The sequence below is a fragment of the Pseudomonas sp. KBS0710 genome, from assembly GCF_005938045.2.
In the GTDB taxonomy this organism is placed as follows: Bacteria; Pseudomonadota; Gammaproteobacteria; order Pseudomonadales; family Pseudomonadaceae; genus Aquipseudomonas.
On record NZ_VCCF02000001.1, the window covers coordinates 4,704,522 to 4,721,817 of the forward strand.

13 protein-coding genes are annotated in these 17,296 nt (G+C 60.8%); all 13 read left to right on the top strand.

Annotated elements, in window-relative coordinates; all coding sequences use genetic code 11:
* Positions 1-98: 98 nt before the first annotated feature.
* The 13 genes from FFI16_RS21540 to FFI16_RS21610 all read left to right on the top strand — a co-directional run bounded on the left by FFI16_RS21540 (position 99) and on the right by FFI16_RS21610 (position 17,289).
* A complete protein-coding gene (locus FFI16_RS21540; RefSeq protein WP_099548423.1) occupies positions 99-1,415 on the top strand; it encodes a nucleotide sugar dehydrogenase in 1,317 nt (438 codons plus the stop codon).
* An 83-nt stretch (positions 1,416-1,498) separates the two neighbouring features.
* Positions 1,499-2,980 (top strand): mannuronan synthase, encoded by a 1,482-nt coding sequence (gene alg8 / locus FFI16_RS21545; RefSeq protein WP_178112699.1) that lies wholly within the window; start codon positions 1,499-1,501, stop codon positions 2,978-2,980.
* Positions 2,981-3,016: 36 nt separating this feature from the next.
* The gene (locus FFI16_RS21555) at positions 3,017-4,183 is read left to right on the top strand and encodes an alginate biosynthesis protein Alg44 (RefSeq protein WP_065912574.1); all 1,167 of its coding nucleotides are present in this window, start codon (positions 3,017-3,019) and stop codon (positions 4,181-4,183) included.
* Positions 4,184-4,273: 90 nt separating this feature from the next.
* The gene (gene algK / locus FFI16_RS21565) at positions 4,274-5,698 is read left to right on the top strand and encodes an alginate biosynthesis TPR repeat lipoprotein AlgK (RefSeq protein WP_371923611.1); all 1,425 of its coding nucleotides are present in this window, start codon (positions 4,274-4,276) and stop codon (positions 5,696-5,698) included.
* Complete coding sequence (locus tag FFI16_RS21570; protein WP_138816758.1) at positions 5,695-7,182, top strand: alginate export family protein; 1,488 nt, start codon at positions 5,695-5,697, stop codon at positions 7,180-7,182. Before algK ends, FFI16_RS21570 begins: the two co-directional genes overlap by 4 nt.
* Positions 7,182-8,750, top strand: a complete 1,569-nt coding sequence (algG, locus tag FFI16_RS21575; RefSeq protein WP_138816759.1) for a mannuronan 5-epimerase AlgG — start codon at positions 7,182-7,184, stop codon at positions 8,748-8,750. The genes FFI16_RS21570 and algG overlap by 1 nt, the downstream gene beginning before the upstream one ends.
* Before the next feature lie 11 nt (positions 8,751-8,761).
* Positions 8,762-10,210, top strand: a complete 1,449-nt coding sequence (locus tag FFI16_RS21580; RefSeq protein WP_138816760.1) for an alginate O-acetyltransferase — start codon at positions 8,762-8,764, stop codon at positions 10,208-10,210.
* Between the two features lie 8 nt (positions 10,211-10,218).
* On the top strand, positions 10,219-11,328 hold the full coding sequence (locus tag FFI16_RS21585; RefSeq protein ID WP_138816761.1) for a mannuronate-specific alginate lyase: 1,110 nt from the start codon (positions 10,219-10,221) through the stop codon (positions 11,326-11,328).
* Between the two features lie 228 nt (positions 11,329-11,556).
* Entirely contained in the window at positions 11,557-13,089 is a 1,533-nt protein-coding gene (locus tag FFI16_RS21590; protein WP_138816762.1) for an MBOAT family protein, read from the top strand.
* A gap of 11 nt (positions 13,090-13,100) precedes the next feature.
* Positions 13,101-14,276: an alginate O-acetyltransferase gene (locus FFI16_RS21595; RefSeq protein ID WP_138816763.1), complete on the top strand. Its 1,176-nt coding sequence runs from the start codon at positions 13,101-13,103 to the stop codon at positions 14,274-14,276.
* 16 nt (positions 14,277-14,292) lie between these two features.
* Entirely contained in the window at positions 14,293-14,949 is a 657-nt protein-coding gene (locus tag FFI16_RS21600) for an alginate O-acetyltransferase AlgF (protein WP_016974208.1), read from the top strand.
* Positions 14,950-15,099: 150 nt separating this feature from the next.
* On the top strand, positions 15,100-16,551 hold the full coding sequence (locus FFI16_RS21605; RefSeq protein ID WP_138816764.1) for a mannose-1-phosphate guanylyltransferase/mannose-6-phosphate isomerase: 1,452 nt from the start codon (positions 15,100-15,102) through the stop codon (positions 16,549-16,551).
* Between the two features lie 273 nt (positions 16,552-16,824).
* A complete protein-coding gene (locus FFI16_RS21610) occupies positions 16,825-17,289 on the top strand; it encodes a multidrug transporter (RefSeq protein WP_138816765.1) in 465 nt (154 codons plus the stop codon).
* Positions 17,290-17,296: the final 7 nt, after the last annotated feature.

Sequence of the window (17,296 nt, forward strand, 5' to 3'; positions counted from 1 at the left end):
GTCGGCGTCTATTCGCCTAACTTTCGCGGCATCAGTGACGCTTGCAAACATGAACTCCAGCCATCTAATGGCCTGTATTAAACAACGAGGTAATTGCGATGCGCATCAGCATATTTGGTTTGGGTTACGTTGGCGCAGTCTGTGCCGGTTGCCTGTCTGCCCGTGGCCATGAAGTGGTCGGCGTAGACATCTCCAAGGATAAGATCGACCTGATCAACGCGGGTAAATCGCCGATCGTTGAGCCGGGTCTGGGCGAACTGTTGAGCCAAGGCATCGCAAACGGTCGACTGCGTGGCACTACCAACTTCGCCGACGCCATCCGCGATACCGACCTGTCGATGATTTGCGTGGGCACGCCGAGCAAGAAGAACGGCGACCTGGAGCTCAACTACATCGAAGCGGTATGCCGCGAGATCGGTTTTGTCCTGCGTGACAAAACCACCCGCCACACCATTGTGGTGCGCAGCACCGTATTGCCGGGCACCGTGGCCAATGTGGTGATCCCGATCCTGGAAGATTGCTCCGGCAAAAAAGCCGGTGTCGACTTCGGCGTGGCGGTGAACCCTGAGTTCCTGCGTGAATCCACCGCCATCGCCGACTACGACCTGCCGCCGATGACCGTCATCGGTGAATTCGACAAAGCTTCCGGCGATGTCCTGCAGTCGCTGTACGAAGAACTCGACGCGCCGATCATCCGCAAGGACATCGCGGTCGCCGAGATGATCAAGTACACCTGCAACGTGTGGCACGCCACCAAGGTCACCTTCGCCAACGAAATCGGCAACATCGCCAAGGCCGTCGGCGTCGATGGTCGTGAAGTGATGGAAGTGGTGTGCCAGGACAAGACCCTCAACCTGTCCCAGTACTACATGCGCCCAGGTTTCGCCTTCGGCGGCTCATGCCTGCCCAAAGACGTACGCGCCCTCACCTACCGCGCCAGCTCGCTGGACGTGGAAGCGCCGTTGCTCAACTCGCTGATGCGCAGTAACGAATCCCAGGTGCAGAACGCCTTCGATATCGTCGCCGGCCACGACAAACGCAAAGTCGCCCTGCTGGGCCTGAGCTTCAAGGCCGGCACCGACGACCTGCGCGAAAGCCCGCTGGTGGAACTCGCGGAAATGCTGATCGGCAAGGGCTTTGACCTGAGCATCTACGACAGCAACGTCGAATACGCCCGTGTCCACGGCGCGAACAAGGACTACATCGAAGGCAAGATCCCGCATGTGTCGTCGCTGCTCAACTCCGACTTCGACGACGTAATCAACAACTCCGATGTGATCATCCTCGGCAACCGTGACGAGAAATTCCGTGCCCTGGCGCACAACGCTCCCCACGGCAAACAGGTGATCGACTTGGTGGGCTTCATGTCCCAGGCCACCAGTGTCAGTGGCCGTACCGAAGGCATTTGCTGGTAACAGCGACGGCAAGTTTCGGGTTGCACGTGTCTTCATCCCCAGCGCGTGCAGCCTGAAGCCTCCTTCCCTTCCGGATGACGCTTATGTCCAAGTTAAAACATGTATTACTGCAATCGGCCGGCTGGTTGTTCTTCCTCAGCCTGCTGATGGGGCTCGCCCTGCTGTTGCCGGCGAGTACGTTCGACTCGCAGTCGAAGAATTTTATTTTCCTGATTGGCGCCGTCGGTATCTGGCGCTACTCGATGGGTGCTACGCATTTCTTTCGCGGCATGCTGTTCCTGTACGTGGTCTACCCGCACTTGCGCCGCAAAGTGCGCAAGCTGGGCAAGGCTGCCGACCCGTCCCATGTGTTCCTGATGGTCACCAGTTTCCGTATCGACGCGCTGACCACCGCGCAGGTCTACAGCTCGGTGATTCGCGAGGCCATCGAGTGTGGTTTCCCGACCACCGTGGTGTGCTCGCTGGTGGAAATGTCCGATGAGCTGCTGGTGAAAAGCCTGTGGGAACGCATGAACCCGCCGGAGCGCGTAAAGCTCGACTTCGTGCGCATCGCCGGCACCGGCAAACGCGACGGCCTGGCCTTTGGCTTCCGCGCTATCTCCCGCCACCTGCCGGACGACCGCGCAGTGGTTGCCGTGATCGATGGCGACACCGTGCTCGCCGAAGGTGTAGTGCGCAAGACCGTGCCGTGGTTCCAACTGTTCGGCAATGTCGGCGGCCTCACCACCAACGAATTCTGTGAAGTACGCGGCGGCTACATCATGAGCGAGTGGCACAAGCTGCGCTTCGCCCAGCGCCACATCAACATGTGCTCCATGGCCCTGTCCAAGCGCGTGCTGACCATGACCGGGCGCATGTCCGTATTCCGTGCCAGCGTGGTCACCGACCCGGGCTTTATCGCCGACGTGGAAAGCGACTCGCTGCAACACTGGCGCCTGGGCCGCTTCAAGTTTTTGACCGGCGATGACAAGTCGAGCTGGTTCAGCCTGATGCGCCTGGGCTACGACACCTTCTACGTGCCGGACGCCGCGATCAATACGGTGGAACACCCGCCGGAAAAAAGCTTTATCAAGGCCAGCCGCAAGCTGATGTTCCGCTGGTACGGCAACAACCTGCGCCAGAACTCCCGCGCGCTCGGCCTGGGTGTTGGCCGCCTGGGTCTGTTCACCAGCGTGGTGCTGTTCGACCAGCGCGTATCGATGTGGACTTCCTTGCTCGGCCTGACCGTGGCGATCATCGCCACGTTCAAATACGGCGGCGCATTCATCCTCGCGTACCTGCTGTGGATCGGTATCACCCGCCTGATCCTGACCCTGTTGCTGTCGTGCTCCGGCCACAAGATCGGCCCGGCGTACCCGTTGATTCTCTATTACAACCAGATCATGGGCGCGCTGGTGAAGATCTACGTGTTCTTCCGCCTTGATCAACAGTCCTGGACCCGCCAGGACACCAAACTGACCCGCGATTTGGCCAGCTTTCAACGTTGGTTCAACACCTGGTCGTCTCGGACCATGACCTTCTCCGCCGGCAGCATTTTCGTCGCCGTGCTGCTGATGATGGTCTGACCCAGCCAAGCCTGAATTAACTAGGAAATCGAACATATGAACAGCCCAGTAAACGCCAACGTTGTCCACGAATCCGAAGCCCAGCGCCAACATGCCCGGGTCAAAATCCCGGCCAAGCTGCGTTTTTTCAACACCGACCGCACCCAGACCGAAGCACGGGTGATCGACCTGTCCGCCGGTGGCCTGGCGTTCACCGCCACCCAGCCGCTGACCGTCGGTGAAGTGCATAAGGGCCGCTTGCAGTTTGTAATCGATAACCTCGGTTTGGCGATGGACGTGGAGCTGCAAATCCGCTCCTACGACCGCCAGAGCGGCCGCACCGGTTGCCAGTTCCAGAACCTCGACGCCCAGGATATTTCCACCTTGCGTCACCTGATCACTTCGCACCTGTCCGGCGACATCGTGACCATGGGCGACGTGCTGGCCACGCTGCAACGCGACAACTTCACCAAGGCGCGCAAGGTCAAGGACGGCGGCAGCGGCATGAGCGCGTTCGGTCGCCTGCGTGCCGTAGTGTTCAGCGCCGGGATCTTCATTGTCGGCCTCGCCGCGTTCGGTTTTGTATTCAAGTCGGTGTACGGCATGTACTTCGTCAGCCATGCCCAGGCCGGCCTCGTCAGCGTGCCCGGCATGAACGTGACCATGCCGCGCGACGGCACCGTGCAAAGCCTGCTCAAAGGCGACGCGGTTGCGGCCAAAGGCGCGCCACTGGCGACGTTCAGCACCAGCATGCTCGATGTGCTCAAGGGCCATCTGGACGAAGACCAATTGCAACCGGCCAAGGTTGAAGAGCTGTTCGGCAAGCAAATGACCGGCACCCTCACCTCGCCGTGCGATTGCGTGGTCGCCCAGCAATTGGTCGCCGACGGCCAGTACGCCAGCAAGGGCGATGTGATCTTCCAACTGGTGCCACGCGGCAGCCAGGCCAATGTGGAAGCGCGCTTTACCTATCGCCAGTTCGGTGACGTACGCCCAGGTACACAGGTGAGCTTCCAGGTGGCCGACGAAGAACAGCTGCGCACCGGCACCATCGTCAGCAGCACCAGCCTGAACAGCGCCGACCTGTCCTCCGACATTCGCGTGCAGATCAAGCCGGACGCGCCGCTGGACAGCACCTATGCAGGCCGCCCGGTGGAAGTCACCAGCGACCGTGGCCCTTCGCTGAACTGGCTGATCGATAAAGCCATGGCCCACGGTCTGTAAGCGGAGGACATGCCTGTGATGACTCTCTCAAATATACCCAGGTCAATGTGGGAGCGGGCTTGCTCGCGAAAGCAGTTTGTCAGCCAACACATGTACCAACTGACAGGGCCCCTTCGCGAGCAAGCCCGCTCCCACATTGGATCTCTGTGCACATTGGCATTGGCGGTCTCTCTGGCCGGTTGCGCCGGTCTGCCCGATCAGCGCCTGGCCAATGAAGCTCTAAAGCGCGGCGACACCGTGACCGCCCAGCAGAATTACCAGCAGTTGGCAGACCTGGGTTACAGCGAAGCCCAAGTCGGCCTGGCTGACATCCAGGTCGCCACCCGCGATCCCGAGCAGATCCGCCAGGCCGAGGCTACTTATCGCGCGGCCGCCGACACCTCGCCGCGTGCCCAGGCACGCCTGGGTCGCCTGCTGGTGGCCAAACCCGGCGCTACCGAAGCTGAACAACACGAAGCCGAAGGCCTGTTGAAAAAAGCCTTTGCCAATGGCGAAGGCAACACCCTGATCCCGCTGGCGATGCTGTACCTGCAATACCCGCACAGCTTTCCCAACGTGAACGCCCAGCAACAGATCAGCAAATGGCAGGCGGCGGGTTACCCGGAAGCAGGTCTGGCCCAGGTACTGCTGTATCGCACCCAGGACACCTACGACCAGCATCTGGATGATGTGGAGCGCATCTGCAAGGCGGCGCTGAACACCACCGATATCTGCTACGTCGAACTGGCCACGGTCTACCAGAAAAAAGCCGCGCCGGACAAACAAGCCGAGTTGCTCAAGCAGCTGGAAGCAGGCTACGCCCGTGGCACCGTCACCGCCCAACGGGTCGACAGCGTAGCCCGCGTATTGGGTGATGCGACCCTCGGCCAGCCGGACGAAAAAACCGCCCAGGCGCTGCTGGAAAAAATCGCCCCCGGCTACCCAGCCTCCTGGGTCAGCCTGGCGCAACTGCTCTACGACTTCCCCGAACTGGGCGACGTCGACCAGATGATGAAGTACCTGGACAACGGCCGCGCCGCTGACCAGCCGCGCGCCGAGCTGTTGCTGGGCAAGCTCTACTACGAAGGCAAGTGGGTGCCGGCAGACGCCAAGGCCGCCGAGGCACATTTCGAAAAAGCCGTGGGCCGTGAAGTCGCGGCCGATTACTACCTCGGCCAGATCTATCGCCGTGGCTACCTGGGCAAGGTCTATTCGCAAAAAGCCCTCGACCACTTGCTGACCGCTGCGCGTAACGGCCAAAACAGCGCCGACTTCGCCATCGCGCAATTGTTTTCCCAAGGCAAGGGCACCAAGCCCGACCCATTGAACGCCTATGTCTTCAGCCAATTGGCCAAAGCCCAGGACACGCCAGAAGCCAATGACCTGGCCACGCAGCTCGAAGCCCCGCTCACGCCAGAGCAACGCGCCGAAGGCCAACGCCTGGTGCAACAGGAACTGGCCACGCGCGGCACCCTGGCCCAGAGCACGCTGCAACTGCACGCCCTGCAAGAAGAAGACGGCGAGGAATCCCTATGAAGCTCAACCCATTCGTCAAGGCCGGAATCGGCCTGACCTTCGCCCTGCTGTGGTCGTGCCCGACCCTGGCCGCGCTCACCGAAGCCAAGAACTTCGGCCTGGAAGTCAAAGCCACCGCACAGTCCGAAGATGACCGCGACCTCGGCACGCAAAAAGGCGGCGACGTCAACGGCATCGGCCTCGACCTGCGCCCGTGGGTCTACGGCGAAAGCGGCGCGTGGAGCGCCTACGCCATGGGCCAGGCCGTGACCTCCAGCGACATCATCGAGACCGACACCCTGCAACAGTCCGCCGATGACACTACCGAGCAATCGAGCAACGACGACCGCAAGGCCAAGAAAAACTACCTGGCCCTGCGCGAGTTCTGGGTCGGCTACAGCGGTTTTACGCCCTACCCCGGCGAGATCCTCAAGTTCGGTCGCCAGCGCCTGCGCAATGACGACGGCCAATGGCGCGACACCAATATCGAAGCGCTGAACTGGACCTTCGACACCACCTTGCTCAAGGCCAATGTGGGCGCCGCCGAACGCTTCAGCGAATACCGCACCGACCTCAAGGAACTGTCGCCCAAGGACAAGGACCGTCAGCATTTCTACGCCGACGCCGCCTACCAGTGGACGCCGGGCCAGTGGATCGGCCTGCGCGGTCATCACACCCATGACGACGGCAAGCTCGACTACGCCGAACCCGGCGTGGCCAGCGACCCGTTGGACAAGCGCGAAAACGGCGACCTGACCTGGCTCGGCATCGAAGCCAACAGCGATGCCTACAGCTTGAACAACAGAAATACCGTCAACTACTGGGCCAGCGTCACCGGCATGAAAGGCAACCGCGACACGGTCAACGCCCTCAACGCCGACGGCACCCGCCCAACCCAGGCCAAGCGCAGCGACGACGTGAATGGCTGGGCCACCGATATCGGCGTGCGCCTGCGCCTCGACCCGCAGTGGCAAGTCGGTGCGGCCTATTCCCGTGCCAGCGCCGAATACGAACAGAACGGCTTGCAAAGCAACCGTTCGAACTGGACCGGCACCCAGTCCCGCGTGCATCGCTTTGGCGAGGCGTTTCGCGGTGAGATGAACAACATGCAGTCCATGAGCCTTTTCGGTTCCTGGCAGCTGCGCGAGGACTACGACGCCAGCCTGGTTTATCACAAGTTCTGGCGTGTGGACGGTAACAAGCCGGTGGGCAGCAACGGCATCGATGCGGTGCAGAACAACACCGACGACGTGACCGGCGCGATCCTGTCCAGCACCTCGTTACCGCTGGAAGACGGCAAGAAAGACCTGGGTCAGGAGATGGACCTGGTGGTCACCAAGTACTTCAAGAAAGGCCTGCTGCCGGCCGCGCTCAGCCAGTCGATCGACGAGCCGTCGGCGCTGGTGCGCTTTCGTGCAGGCGTGTTCAAGCCGGGCGATGCCTATGGCAGCCAGGTCGACTCGTACATGCACCGCGCGTTTGTCGACGTGATCTGGAAATTCTGATGGGAGCCTGCGCAATGAATGCTCAAAGCCTACTCGTCGCGGCAATGCTGATGGCCAGCGCCACAGCCTTTGCCGATACGGCGGCCAAGGCGCCGACCATCGCCAAGGAACTGCAACAGGCCAAGACCTACACCATTTCCAGCCCGCCCACCGCGCCGCTGGAACTGCCCAAGCCTGCGTTGCCGGACCTGACTGGCTACACCGCTGCGGCGATGGAAAAGAAGATCGTGCGCAGCAAGCCCGGCAAAGTCAGCATCCGCCGCATGATGCAGGAAGACGCGCTCAAGGACTTTATCGGCGGCGATAACAAGATGGCCGAATGGGTGGTGCGCCAGCACGGCATTCCCCAGGCGATCTTTGTCGACGACGGCTACATGAACCTCAAGGACCTGCTCGGCAAAGTGCCCAAGCAGTACCTCAGCGAAACCTCGCCGGGTGTGTTTTTGGCCAAGCTGCCGATTGTGGTCGGGCGCAAGGGCATCCTCGACATCGACAAAAAGACCCAGGAGCTGCGCCTGTCCCAACAGGCGGGTTCGTTCCTGATCAACGACGGCCAGTTGTTTGTGCGTGACACCAAAATCACCGGCTGGGACGAAAAATCCAACGGCCCGGCGCTGTTCAAGTCGCCCAAGGAATTTCGCCCGTTCCTGCTGGCCTGGGGCGGCACCGAGACCTACATCTCCAAGACCAAGATGGCCAGCTTCGGCTACGCCAACAGTAAGTCTTACGGGGTGAGTATTTCCCAGTACACGCCGAACATGGCCAAGGTACTCAAGCGCGCCGAACCGACCGGCTGGATCATCGATTCCGAGTTCTCGGACATGTGGTACGGCTTCTACTGCTACGAGACCACCGGCTTTGTGATCAAGGGCAACACCTACAAAGACAACATCGTCTACGGCATCGACCCGCACGACCGTTCCCACGGCCTGATCATTGCCGACAACACCGTCTACGGCACCAAGAAGAAGCACGGGATCATTATTTCCCGTGAGGTCAACGACAGCTTCATCTTCAACAACCGCAGCTACGACAACAAGCTCTCGGGCCTGGTGATCGACCGTAACAGCGTCAACAACCTGATCGCCGACAACGAGATCTACCGCAACCACACCGACGGCATCACCCTCTACGAGAGCGGCGACAACCTGTTGTGGGGCAACAAGGTCATCGCCAACCGTCGCCACGGCATCCGCGTGCGTAACAGCGTGAATATTCGCCTGTACGAGAACACTGCCATGGCCAACGGGCTGACCGGCGTGTACGGGCACATCAAGGACTTGACCGATACCGACCGCGACATCGCCCTCGACCCGTTTGACGCGAAAGTCTCGCTGATCGTGGTCGGCGGTGAGCTGGCCGGCAACGGCAGCGGGCCGCTGTCGATTGATTCGCCGTTGAGCATTGAGCTGTACCGCGTGTCGATGCTGGCGCCGACCAAATCCAGCGGCATCAGCTTTGCCGGTGTGCTGGGCGATCGCCAGGAAGAGATTCTCGACCTGCTGGTGCGCCAGCAGAAAGCCGTGCTGATCGACCCTGTCGAACGCCAGACCCAAATGCTGGACTGAGGATGACCCTTATGCACCCACACATGATCAAACTGCTGAGCCTCTCGGGTCTGACCCTCGGCCTGCTCGCGGCCAGCCAGGGCGTGCGCGCCGACGAAATCAAGGCACCGACCTTTACCGCCGAGCCGTGCTGCAGCCTGTGCCCGGCCGCCCATGACGCAAAGAACTACACCACGCGCTACCAGCAGAACTTCACCACCCTGGTGCAAGCCCAGGGCGACTGGCTGTTCCGTACCCAGGAAGATTTGCGTACCGAATTCGACACCAGCCCCGCAGGCTACAAACGCATGCAGCAACTGCACGACGCGTTCAAGGCCAAGGGCGTGGAACTGGTGGTGGTGTACCAGCCGACCCGAGGCCTGGTGAACCGCAACAAGCTCAACCCCGAGGAAAAAGCCGCGTTTGATTTTGACAAGGCACTGGGCAACTACAAAACCATGCTCGGCCGTTTCGCCAAGATGGGTTATGTGGTGCCGGACTTGTCACCGTTGACCAACGAACAGTTGCCCGATGAACTGCCGGCCCACGATTTCTACTTCCGTGGTGACCAGCACTGGACCCCATACGGCGCCCAACGCACGGCAAAAATCGTCGGTGCCAAAGTACGCGCCATGCCCGAGTTTGCCGATATTCCCAAGCGCGAGTTCGAGACCAAACGCTCTGGGCGCATGGGCAAGACCGGCACCCTGCACAACATGGCCGGGCAACTGTGCGGCACCAGCTACGCGATCCAGTACATGGACCAATTCACCACCGAGCCCAAAGGCGAAGCCGGTGACGGCGACTTGTTCGGCGACTCGGGTAACCCGCAGATCACCCTGGTGGGCACCAGCCACAGTGGCAAGAACTACAACTTCGCCGGCTTCCTGGAGCAGGAAATCGGTGCCGACATCCTCAACGTCGCCTTCCCCGGCGGCGGCCTGGAAGGCTCGATGATCCAATACCTGGGCAGCGACGAGTTCCAGAAAACCCCGCCGAAAATCCTTATCTGGGAATTCTCGCCGCTGTACCGCCTCGACCAGGAAACCATCTACCGCCAGATGATGGCGCTGCTCGATAACGGCTGCGAAGGCAAGCCGGCGCAAATGAGCGCCAGCACCACGCTCAAACCCGGCAAGAACGAATTGATGGTCAACAGCTCGAACAAAGACCTGCGCAACGCCAACCATCAGGTCGATATCCGCTTCGCCGACCCGTCGGTGAAAACCCTGCAAGCCACCCTCTGGTACATGAACGGGCGCCACGAGGACATCAAGATCGAGAAACCCGAAACATCCGATACAGACGGGCGTTTCGCCTTTGAACTGCGCACCGATGAAGACTGGGCCTCGCAGAACTTGCTGGCCGTGGAAGTGCAAGGCCCCGAAGCGGGCACTGCCGCGCAGAAAGTCGAAGCGAAAATTTGCACACGCAATGTGTTCCCGGCGAGTGGTCAACAGACCGCCCAGCTAGGGAAGTGAGGTTACTTATGCAGAAGTTATTGATTCCAACGCTGCTGGGCCTGGCGATGTTCGCAGGTACAGTCAACGCCGCCGCCCCACTGCGCCCACCCCAGGGTTATTTCGCCCCGGTGGAAGCATTCAAGACCGGCGACTTCAAGAATGACTGCGACGCCATGCCGGCGCCGTACACCGGTTCGCTGCAATTTCGCAGCAAGTACGAAGGCTCGGACAAGGCCCGCGCCACCCTGAATGTGCAATCGGAAAAAGCCTTCCGCGACAGCACTGCCGACATCACCAAGCTGGAAAAAGACACCAGCAAGCGCGTGATGCAGTTTATGCGCGACGGCCGCCCGGAGCAGTTGGAATGCACACTCAACTGGCTTACGAGCTGGGCCAAGGCAAATGCATTGATGTCCAAGGACTTCAACCACACCGGCAAGTCGATGCGCAAATGGGCGCTGGGCAGCATGGCTTCGGCCTATGTACGCCTGAAGTTCTCCGACTCGCACCCGCTGGCCAACCACCAGCAGGAATCACAGTTGATCGAAGCCTGGTTCAACAAGCTCGCCGATCAAGTCGTCAGCGACTGGGACAACCTGCCGCTGGATAAAACCAACAACCACTCCTACTGGGCCGCGTGGTCGGTGATGGCCACGTCCATCGCCACCAACCGCCGCGACCTGTTTGATTGGGCCGTGAAGGAATACAAGGTCGGCGCCAATCAGGTGGATGCCCAGGGCTTCTTGCCCAACGAATTGAAGCGTCAGCAACGCGCCTTGGCGTACCACAACTACGCGCTGCCGCCGCTGTCGATGATCGCCAGCTTTGCCCTGGTCAACGGTGTGGACCTGCGCCAGGAAAACAACGGCGCGCTCAAACGCCTGGGCGACAAGGTGCTGGCCGGGGTGAAAGACCCGGACATCTTCGAGCAGAAGAACGGCAAGGAACAGGACATGAAGGACCTCAAGGAAGACATGAAATTTGCCTGGCTTGAGCCCTTCTGCACCCTCTACACCTGCGCACCGGAGGTGCTTGAGCGCAAGCACGGCATGCAGCCGTTCAAGACCTTCCGCCTCGGCGGTGACCTGACCAAGGTCTACGACCCGACGCACGAAAAAGGCAATAAAGGTTCCTGAAAAAACAACTGACGAAACTGGGTCCCAGTGTGGGAGCGGGCTTGCTCGCGAAGGCGGAGTGTCAGTCAACACATCCGTTACAGAACCACCGCTTTCGCGAGCAAGCCCGCTCCCACAGTTTGAGCCGGTTTCGTCAGTAGGAATGTAGTAGCGCCCTCCCGCGAAATCGTGGGGGGTTTGGGGAGGGCCGTTGGCCCTTGACTGTTGGTTAAACATGGAGAGATCGGGATGGTTTTCTCGTCCAATGTGTTCCTGTTTTTGTTCTTGCCGATCTTTCTCGGCTTGTACTACTTGAGCGGGCAACGCTATCGCAATCTGCTGCTGCTGATTGCCAGCTACGTGTTCTACGCCTGGTGGCGAGTGGACTTCCTGGCACTGTTCGCCGCCGTCACGCTGTGGAACTACTGGATCGGCCTCAAGGTCGGTGCGGCGGGCGTGCGCACCAAACCGGCCCAGCGCTGGCTATTGCTCGGCGTGGCTGTCGACCTGTGCATTCTCGGCTACTTCAAGTACGCCAACTTCGGCGTCGACAGCATCAATGTGATGATGAAGTCGGTGGGCCTGGAGCCGTTTATCCTCACCCACGTGCTGTTGCCGATTGGCATCTCGTTCTACATCTTCGAGTCCATCAGCTACATCATCGACGTGTACCGTGGCGACACCCCGGCGACCCGCAACCTCATCGACTTTGCGGCGTTCGTGGCGATCTTCCCGCACCTGATTGCAGGTCCCGTGTTGCGCTTTCGCGACCTGGCCGACCAGTTCAACAACCGTACACACACCCTCGACAAGTTCTCCGAGGGCTGCACGCGGTTTATGCAGGGTTTCATCAAGAAGGTCTTTATCGCCGACACCCTGGCGGTGGTGGCCGACCACTGCTTCGCCCTGCAAAGCCCCACCACGGGTGACGCCTGGCTCGGCGCGCTGGCCTACACCGCGCAGCTGTACTTCGACTTCTCCGGCTACAGCGACATGGCCATCGGCCTGGGCTTGATGATGGGTTTCCGCTTTATGGAAAACTTCAAGCAGCCGTACATCAGCCAGTCGATCACCGAGTTCTGGCGGCGCTGGCACATCAGCCTGTCGACCTGGCTGCGTGACTATCTGTACATCACCCTGGGCGGCAACCGTAAAGGCACGCTGACCACCTACCGCAACCTGTTCCTGACCATGCTGCTCGGCGGTCTGTGGCACGGCGCAAACATCACCTACATCGTGTGGGGTGCCTGGCACGGCATGTGGCTGGCGATTGAAAAAGCCATCGGCCTGAATACCGCGCCACGCAGTTTCAATCTGCTGCGCTGGGCCTTCACCTTCCTGCTAGTGGTCATGGGCTGGGTGATCTTCCGCGCCGAAAACCTGCACGTCGCCGGGCGCATGTACGGCGCGATGTTCAGCTTTGGCGAATGGTCGCTGTCGGAACTCAACCGCGCCAGCCTCACCGGCCTGCAAGTGGCAACCCTGGTGGTGGCCTACGCAACATTGGCGTTCTTTGGCCTGCGCGACTTCTACACCAACCGCCCTGCCGAAAAAGCCAAACCCGCCGACCCGAGCCTGATCAAAGCAGTACCGGGCGACAACCCCGGCAGCATCCACCAGCCCGGTTTCAGCGTGGGCCAGGACGCCGCCGTGCAACCGGCCTACTGGACCGCTGACTGGCCACGCTACGCCATGCGCGCCACGGTGCTGCTGCTGTTCGTGGCGTCGATTCTGAAACTGTCGGCGCAGAGTTTCTCGCCGTTCCTTTACTTCCAATTTTGAGGGAGCCGACCATGACCCGTTCATTTCGCGTCCTCTATATCACGCTGTTCCTGCTGGTGCTGCTGGCTCTGGGCGCTTGGTCGCTGCGCAGCTTCTTCGGCTTCAGCACCAACGCCGACGCCACCGTGCTCAACGGGCGCTGGACCAAGGCCGTCGAGACGCACTACGACGATGAGTTCCCGATCAAGCGCCTGGGCACCAACCTCTGGGCGGCGCTGGACTACAAGCTGTTCAATGAAGGCCGACCCGGCGTGGTGCTGGGCCGCGACCACTGGCTGTACAGCGACGAGGAATTCAACCCCATCGTCAACGAAGACCAGAACCTGCAAGGCAACTACGCGCTGGTCGAAGGCGTGCGCCAGAAGCTCAAGGCCCAGGGCATCCAACTGGTGATGGCGATCGTGCCGGCCAAGGTGCGCCTGTACCCGGAACACGTAGGTGAAGTGAAACCGGCGCGCATCCACGCCAACCTGTACGAGGACTTCCACGCCCGTGTGGCGGCCGACAAGATCATCGCGCCGGACCTGCTTGGCCCGCTGCAACAGGCCAAGCTTGGCGGCACGCAAGTGTTCCTGCGCACCGACACCCACTGGACCCCGGACGGCGCGGAAATCGCTGCCAAACAGTTGGCCAAGACCATTGCCGACAAGACGCCACTGAGCGGCGAGCCGCAGCGCTTCGTCACAGAAGCCGAAAAAACCGAACCGCACAAAGGCGACCTGCGCCTGTTTCTGCCGCTGGACCCGCTGTTCGAAAACCTGATGCCGCCTAAAGAGCCGCTGCAAAAACGCGTCACGCACCTGGCGGAAAACAAAGGCGACGACGCGCTGTTTGCCGACAGCGAAACCCCAGTGGCATTGGTGGGCACCAGCTACAGCGCCAACCCCAACTGGAACTTCGTCGGCGCACTCAAGCAAGCCTTGCACAGCGACGTCATCAACTACTCCGAAGACGGCCATGGCCCGATCCTGCCGATGCTCAGCTACCTGAAAAGCGATGACTTCAAGAACAGCCCGCCACAGGTGCTGATCTGGGAGTTCCCGGAACGTTATCTGCCCGTCAACAACGAAATCGGTGATGCCGACCCGCAGTGGGTTGCGCAGCTTAAACAAGCCGGTTCGCGCCAACAGAACATGGCAATCAACACTTTCAAAAAATCCGAGACGCCCGACCGGGCGCAAAACTGAAAGAGAGGTAACTCACATGACTTTCACTACAACTCCTCGTCGTCTCGCTAAAACCCTGGCTATCGCAGCGGGCATGAGCTTCGTATCGATGTCTGCCTTCGCCGGTGGCGACGCCGCCCTGTACGGCCCGACGGCGCCAAAAGGCTCCAGCTTCGTGCGGGTCTACAACGCGTCGAACCAGGAAGTCAGCGCCACCGTCGGCGCGACCAATTTGAGCGATGTTGCGCCGCTGGCCAGCAGTGACTTCAGCTTCATGCCGGGCGGCGACTACAGCGCCAAGGTCGGCAGCCAGACCGTACCGGTCAAGCTCGCGGCCGATCACTACTACACCCTGGTTAACAGCGGCAGCGGCCAGCCGCAGCTGATCGAAGAGCCGCCGTTCAAGAACAAGCAAAAATCCCTGGTGCGCGTGCAGAACCTCAGCGACAAGGCCCTGACCCTGAAAACCGCCGATGGCAAGACCGACGTGGTCAAGTCGGTGGCCGCCAAGGGCCGTGGCGAACGTGAGATCAACCCGGTGAAAGTGAGCCTGGCGTTGTATGACGGTGACAAGAAAGTCGGCGATGTGAAGCCGGTGGCTTTGGAACGTGGTGAAGCGGCGGTGCTGTATGTGACCGGCTCGGGTTCGAGCATTTCGCCAGTGTGGGTCAAGCGCCCCGTGTCGACCCGCTGATTAGCTTTTCAATTTGACGCTCCTCCTGTGGGAGGGGGCTTGCTCGCGAATACGGTGGTTCAGCAACAGATGTGCTGACTGATACGCCGCTTTCGGGAGCAAGCCCCCTCCCACAGGCTCTGACCCAAATCGATTCAAGGAGAAACACCCATGATCCCAGTAATCCTTTCCGGTGGTAGCGGCTCACGTCTTTGGCCGCTTTCCCGCAAACAGTTCCCCAAGCAATTCCTGGCCCTGACCGGCGAGCACACGCTGTTCCAGCAAACCCTGGAGCGCCTGGTGTTCGAAGGCATGGACGCCCCGATCGTGGTCTGCAACAAAGACCACCGCTTCATCGTCAACGAGCAACTGAGCACTCGTAAGCTCGAATGCCAACGCATCCTGATGGAGCCCTTCGGCCGCAACACCGCGCCGGCCGTGGCGCTGACCGCGATGATGCTGGTCAACGAAGGCCGTGACGAGCTGATGCTGGTGCTGCCCGCCGACCACGTGATCGACGACCAGAAAGCCCTGCAACGCGCCCTCGCCCTGGCCACTGTGGCGGCCGAGCGTGGCGAGATGGTGCTGTTCGGCGTCCCGGCGACCCGCCCGGAAACCGGTTACGGCTACATCAAGTCCAGCAACGACTCGCTGCTGCCCGAAGGTGTCAGCCGCGTGCAACAGTTCGTGGAAAAACCCGATGAAAAACGCGCCGTCGAGTTTGTCAAAAGCGGCGGCTACTTCTGGAACAGCGGTATGTTCCTGTTCCGCGCCAGCCGCTTCCTTGAGGAGCTGAAAAAACACGACCCGGACATCTACGACACCTGCGTGCTGACCCTGGAACGCAGCGAGCAGGATGCCGACACCGTGACCTTCGACGAAGCCACTTTCGCCTGCTGCCCGGACAACTCCATTGACTACGCCGTGATGGAAAAAACCCAGCGCGCCTGCGTGGTGCCGCTGAGTGCCGGCTGGAGCGACGTGGGTTGCTGGGCCTCGTTGTGGGCGGTCAATGACAAAGACGTCAACGGCAACGTGAGCAAAGGCGACGTGGTGATCCAGGACAGCCGCAACTGCATGATCCACGGCAACGGCAAGCTGGTGTCGGTGATTGGCCTGGACAATATCGTGGTGGTGGAAACCAAGGACGCGATGATGATTGCCCACAAGGACAAGGTCCAGGGCGTCAAGCAGATGGTCAGCACCCTCAACGACCAGGGCCGCAGCGAAACCCAGAACCACTGCGAAGTCTACCGCCCGTGGGGTTCCTACGACTCGGTGGACATGGGCGGGCGCTTCCAGGTCAAGCACATCTCGGTCAAGCCGGGCGCGTGCCTGTCGCTGCAGATGCACCACCACCGCGCCGAACACTGGATCGTGGTGAGCGGCACGGCGGAAGTCACCTGTGACGAGAACGTGTTCCTGCTCTGCGAGAACCAGTCCACCTACATCCCGATCGCCTCGGTGCACCGCCTGCGCAACCCGGGCAAGATCCCGCTGGAGATTATCGAAGTGCAATCGGGCAGCTACCTGGGCGAAGACGATATCGAACGCTTCGAAGATATCTACGGGCGCTCGACGCCGGTTGAGCGTGGCGTGTCGGTGAAAACTATCGCGCAGTAACACGGTCGTACAAGAAGCCCTCATCCAGCCCGCTGCGTCCCCTATCCGCAGTGGGCTGGGTGGGGGCTTTTTCTTGGGTTTTGCAGTGACCGTAAGGGCCTCATCGCAGGCAAGCCAGCTCCCACAGTTGGACCGGGTATGCCCTTGGAATGCAGTCGAATGTGGGAGCTGGCTTGCCTGCGATGGCGTCCGACCAATCAACACTTATCTCAAGCTACCCAATCCCACCTACGCTTAAGTTAGGATGCTCGTTCCCTATTCGAGGTGGTCTCCATGTTCTTCGGCGTTCTCCTGATCATCACCTGGCTGATCCTGCTGCTGCGCTACCCCGCCAAGGCCTTGCCGGTATCGCTGGCCGCCGCCGTCGGCCTGGGCTTTGTGGCGATCTGGGTGGTGTGGCTGGACAGCCGCGAAGCCTCACAACTGTCGCGTCTGGAACTGCGCATAACCTATGCGCCGCAAGAATGTCCCGCCGACCGCCCATTAAAACTGGTGCTGATCAACGGCAACGACGTGCCCCTTACCGAATTGCGTTGGCGCCTCGCAGCCTATGCGCCGGGGGACACGGTGAACCTGGCCGATAACGTTTATGCTGCCCCGCGCTATCGCGGCCCCGGCGAACTACAGGCTGGCGCCACCTGGGACGACTGTTTGCCCACGCCGCCGCTGCGCCCCGGCTACCGCCCGCAAACCCTGGAATTTCGCGCCGAGCACCTGCAAGGCAGTTTCTCGGACTGACAAAGGA

Bases quoted from the DNA above. Each gene is read 5' to 3' on its own strand.
- FFI16_RS21570 (WP_138816758.1), top strand. From the start codon at position 5,695: ATGAAGCTCAACCCATTCGTCAAGGCCGGAATCGGCCTGACCTTCGCC.
- FFI16_RS21540 (WP_099548423.1), top strand. From the start codon at position 99: ATGCGCATCAGCATATTTGGTTTGGGTTACGTTGGCGCAGTCTGTGCC.
- FFI16_RS21610 (WP_138816765.1), top strand. From the start codon at position 16,825: ATGTTCTTCGGCGTTCTCCTGATCATCACCTGGCTGATCCTGCTGCTG.
- algK (WP_371923611.1), top strand. From the start codon at position 4,274: ATGTACCAACTGACAGGGCCCCTTCGCGAGCAAGCCCGCTCCCACATT.
- FFI16_RS21605 (WP_138816764.1), top strand. From the start codon at position 15,100: ATGATCCCAGTAATCCTTTCCGGTGGTAGCGGCTCACGTCTTTGGCCG.
- FFI16_RS21555 (WP_065912574.1), top strand. From the start codon at position 3,017: ATGAACAGCCCAGTAAACGCCAACGTTGTCCACGAATCCGAAGCCCAG.
- FFI16_RS21580 (WP_138816760.1), top strand. From the start codon at position 8,762: ATGCACCCACACATGATCAAACTGCTGAGCCTCTCGGGTCTGACCCTC.
- algG (WP_138816759.1), top strand. From the start codon at position 7,182: ATGGGAGCCTGCGCAATGAATGCTCAAAGCCTACTCGTCGCGGCAATG.
- FFI16_RS21590 (WP_138816762.1), top strand. From the start codon at position 11,557: ATGGTTTTCTCGTCCAATGTGTTCCTGTTTTTGTTCTTGCCGATCTTT.
- FFI16_RS21585 (WP_138816761.1), top strand. From the start codon at position 10,219: ATGCAGAAGTTATTGATTCCAACGCTGCTGGGCCTGGCGATGTTCGCA.
- alg8 (WP_178112699.1), top strand. From the start codon at position 1,499: ATGTCCAAGTTAAAACATGTATTACTGCAATCGGCCGGCTGGTTGTTC.
- FFI16_RS21600 (WP_016974208.1), top strand. From the start codon at position 14,293: ATGACTTTCACTACAACTCCTCGTCGTCTCGCTAAAACCCTGGCTATC.
- FFI16_RS21595 (WP_138816763.1), top strand. From the start codon at position 13,101: ATGACCCGTTCATTTCGCGTCCTCTATATCACGCTGTTCCTGCTGGTG.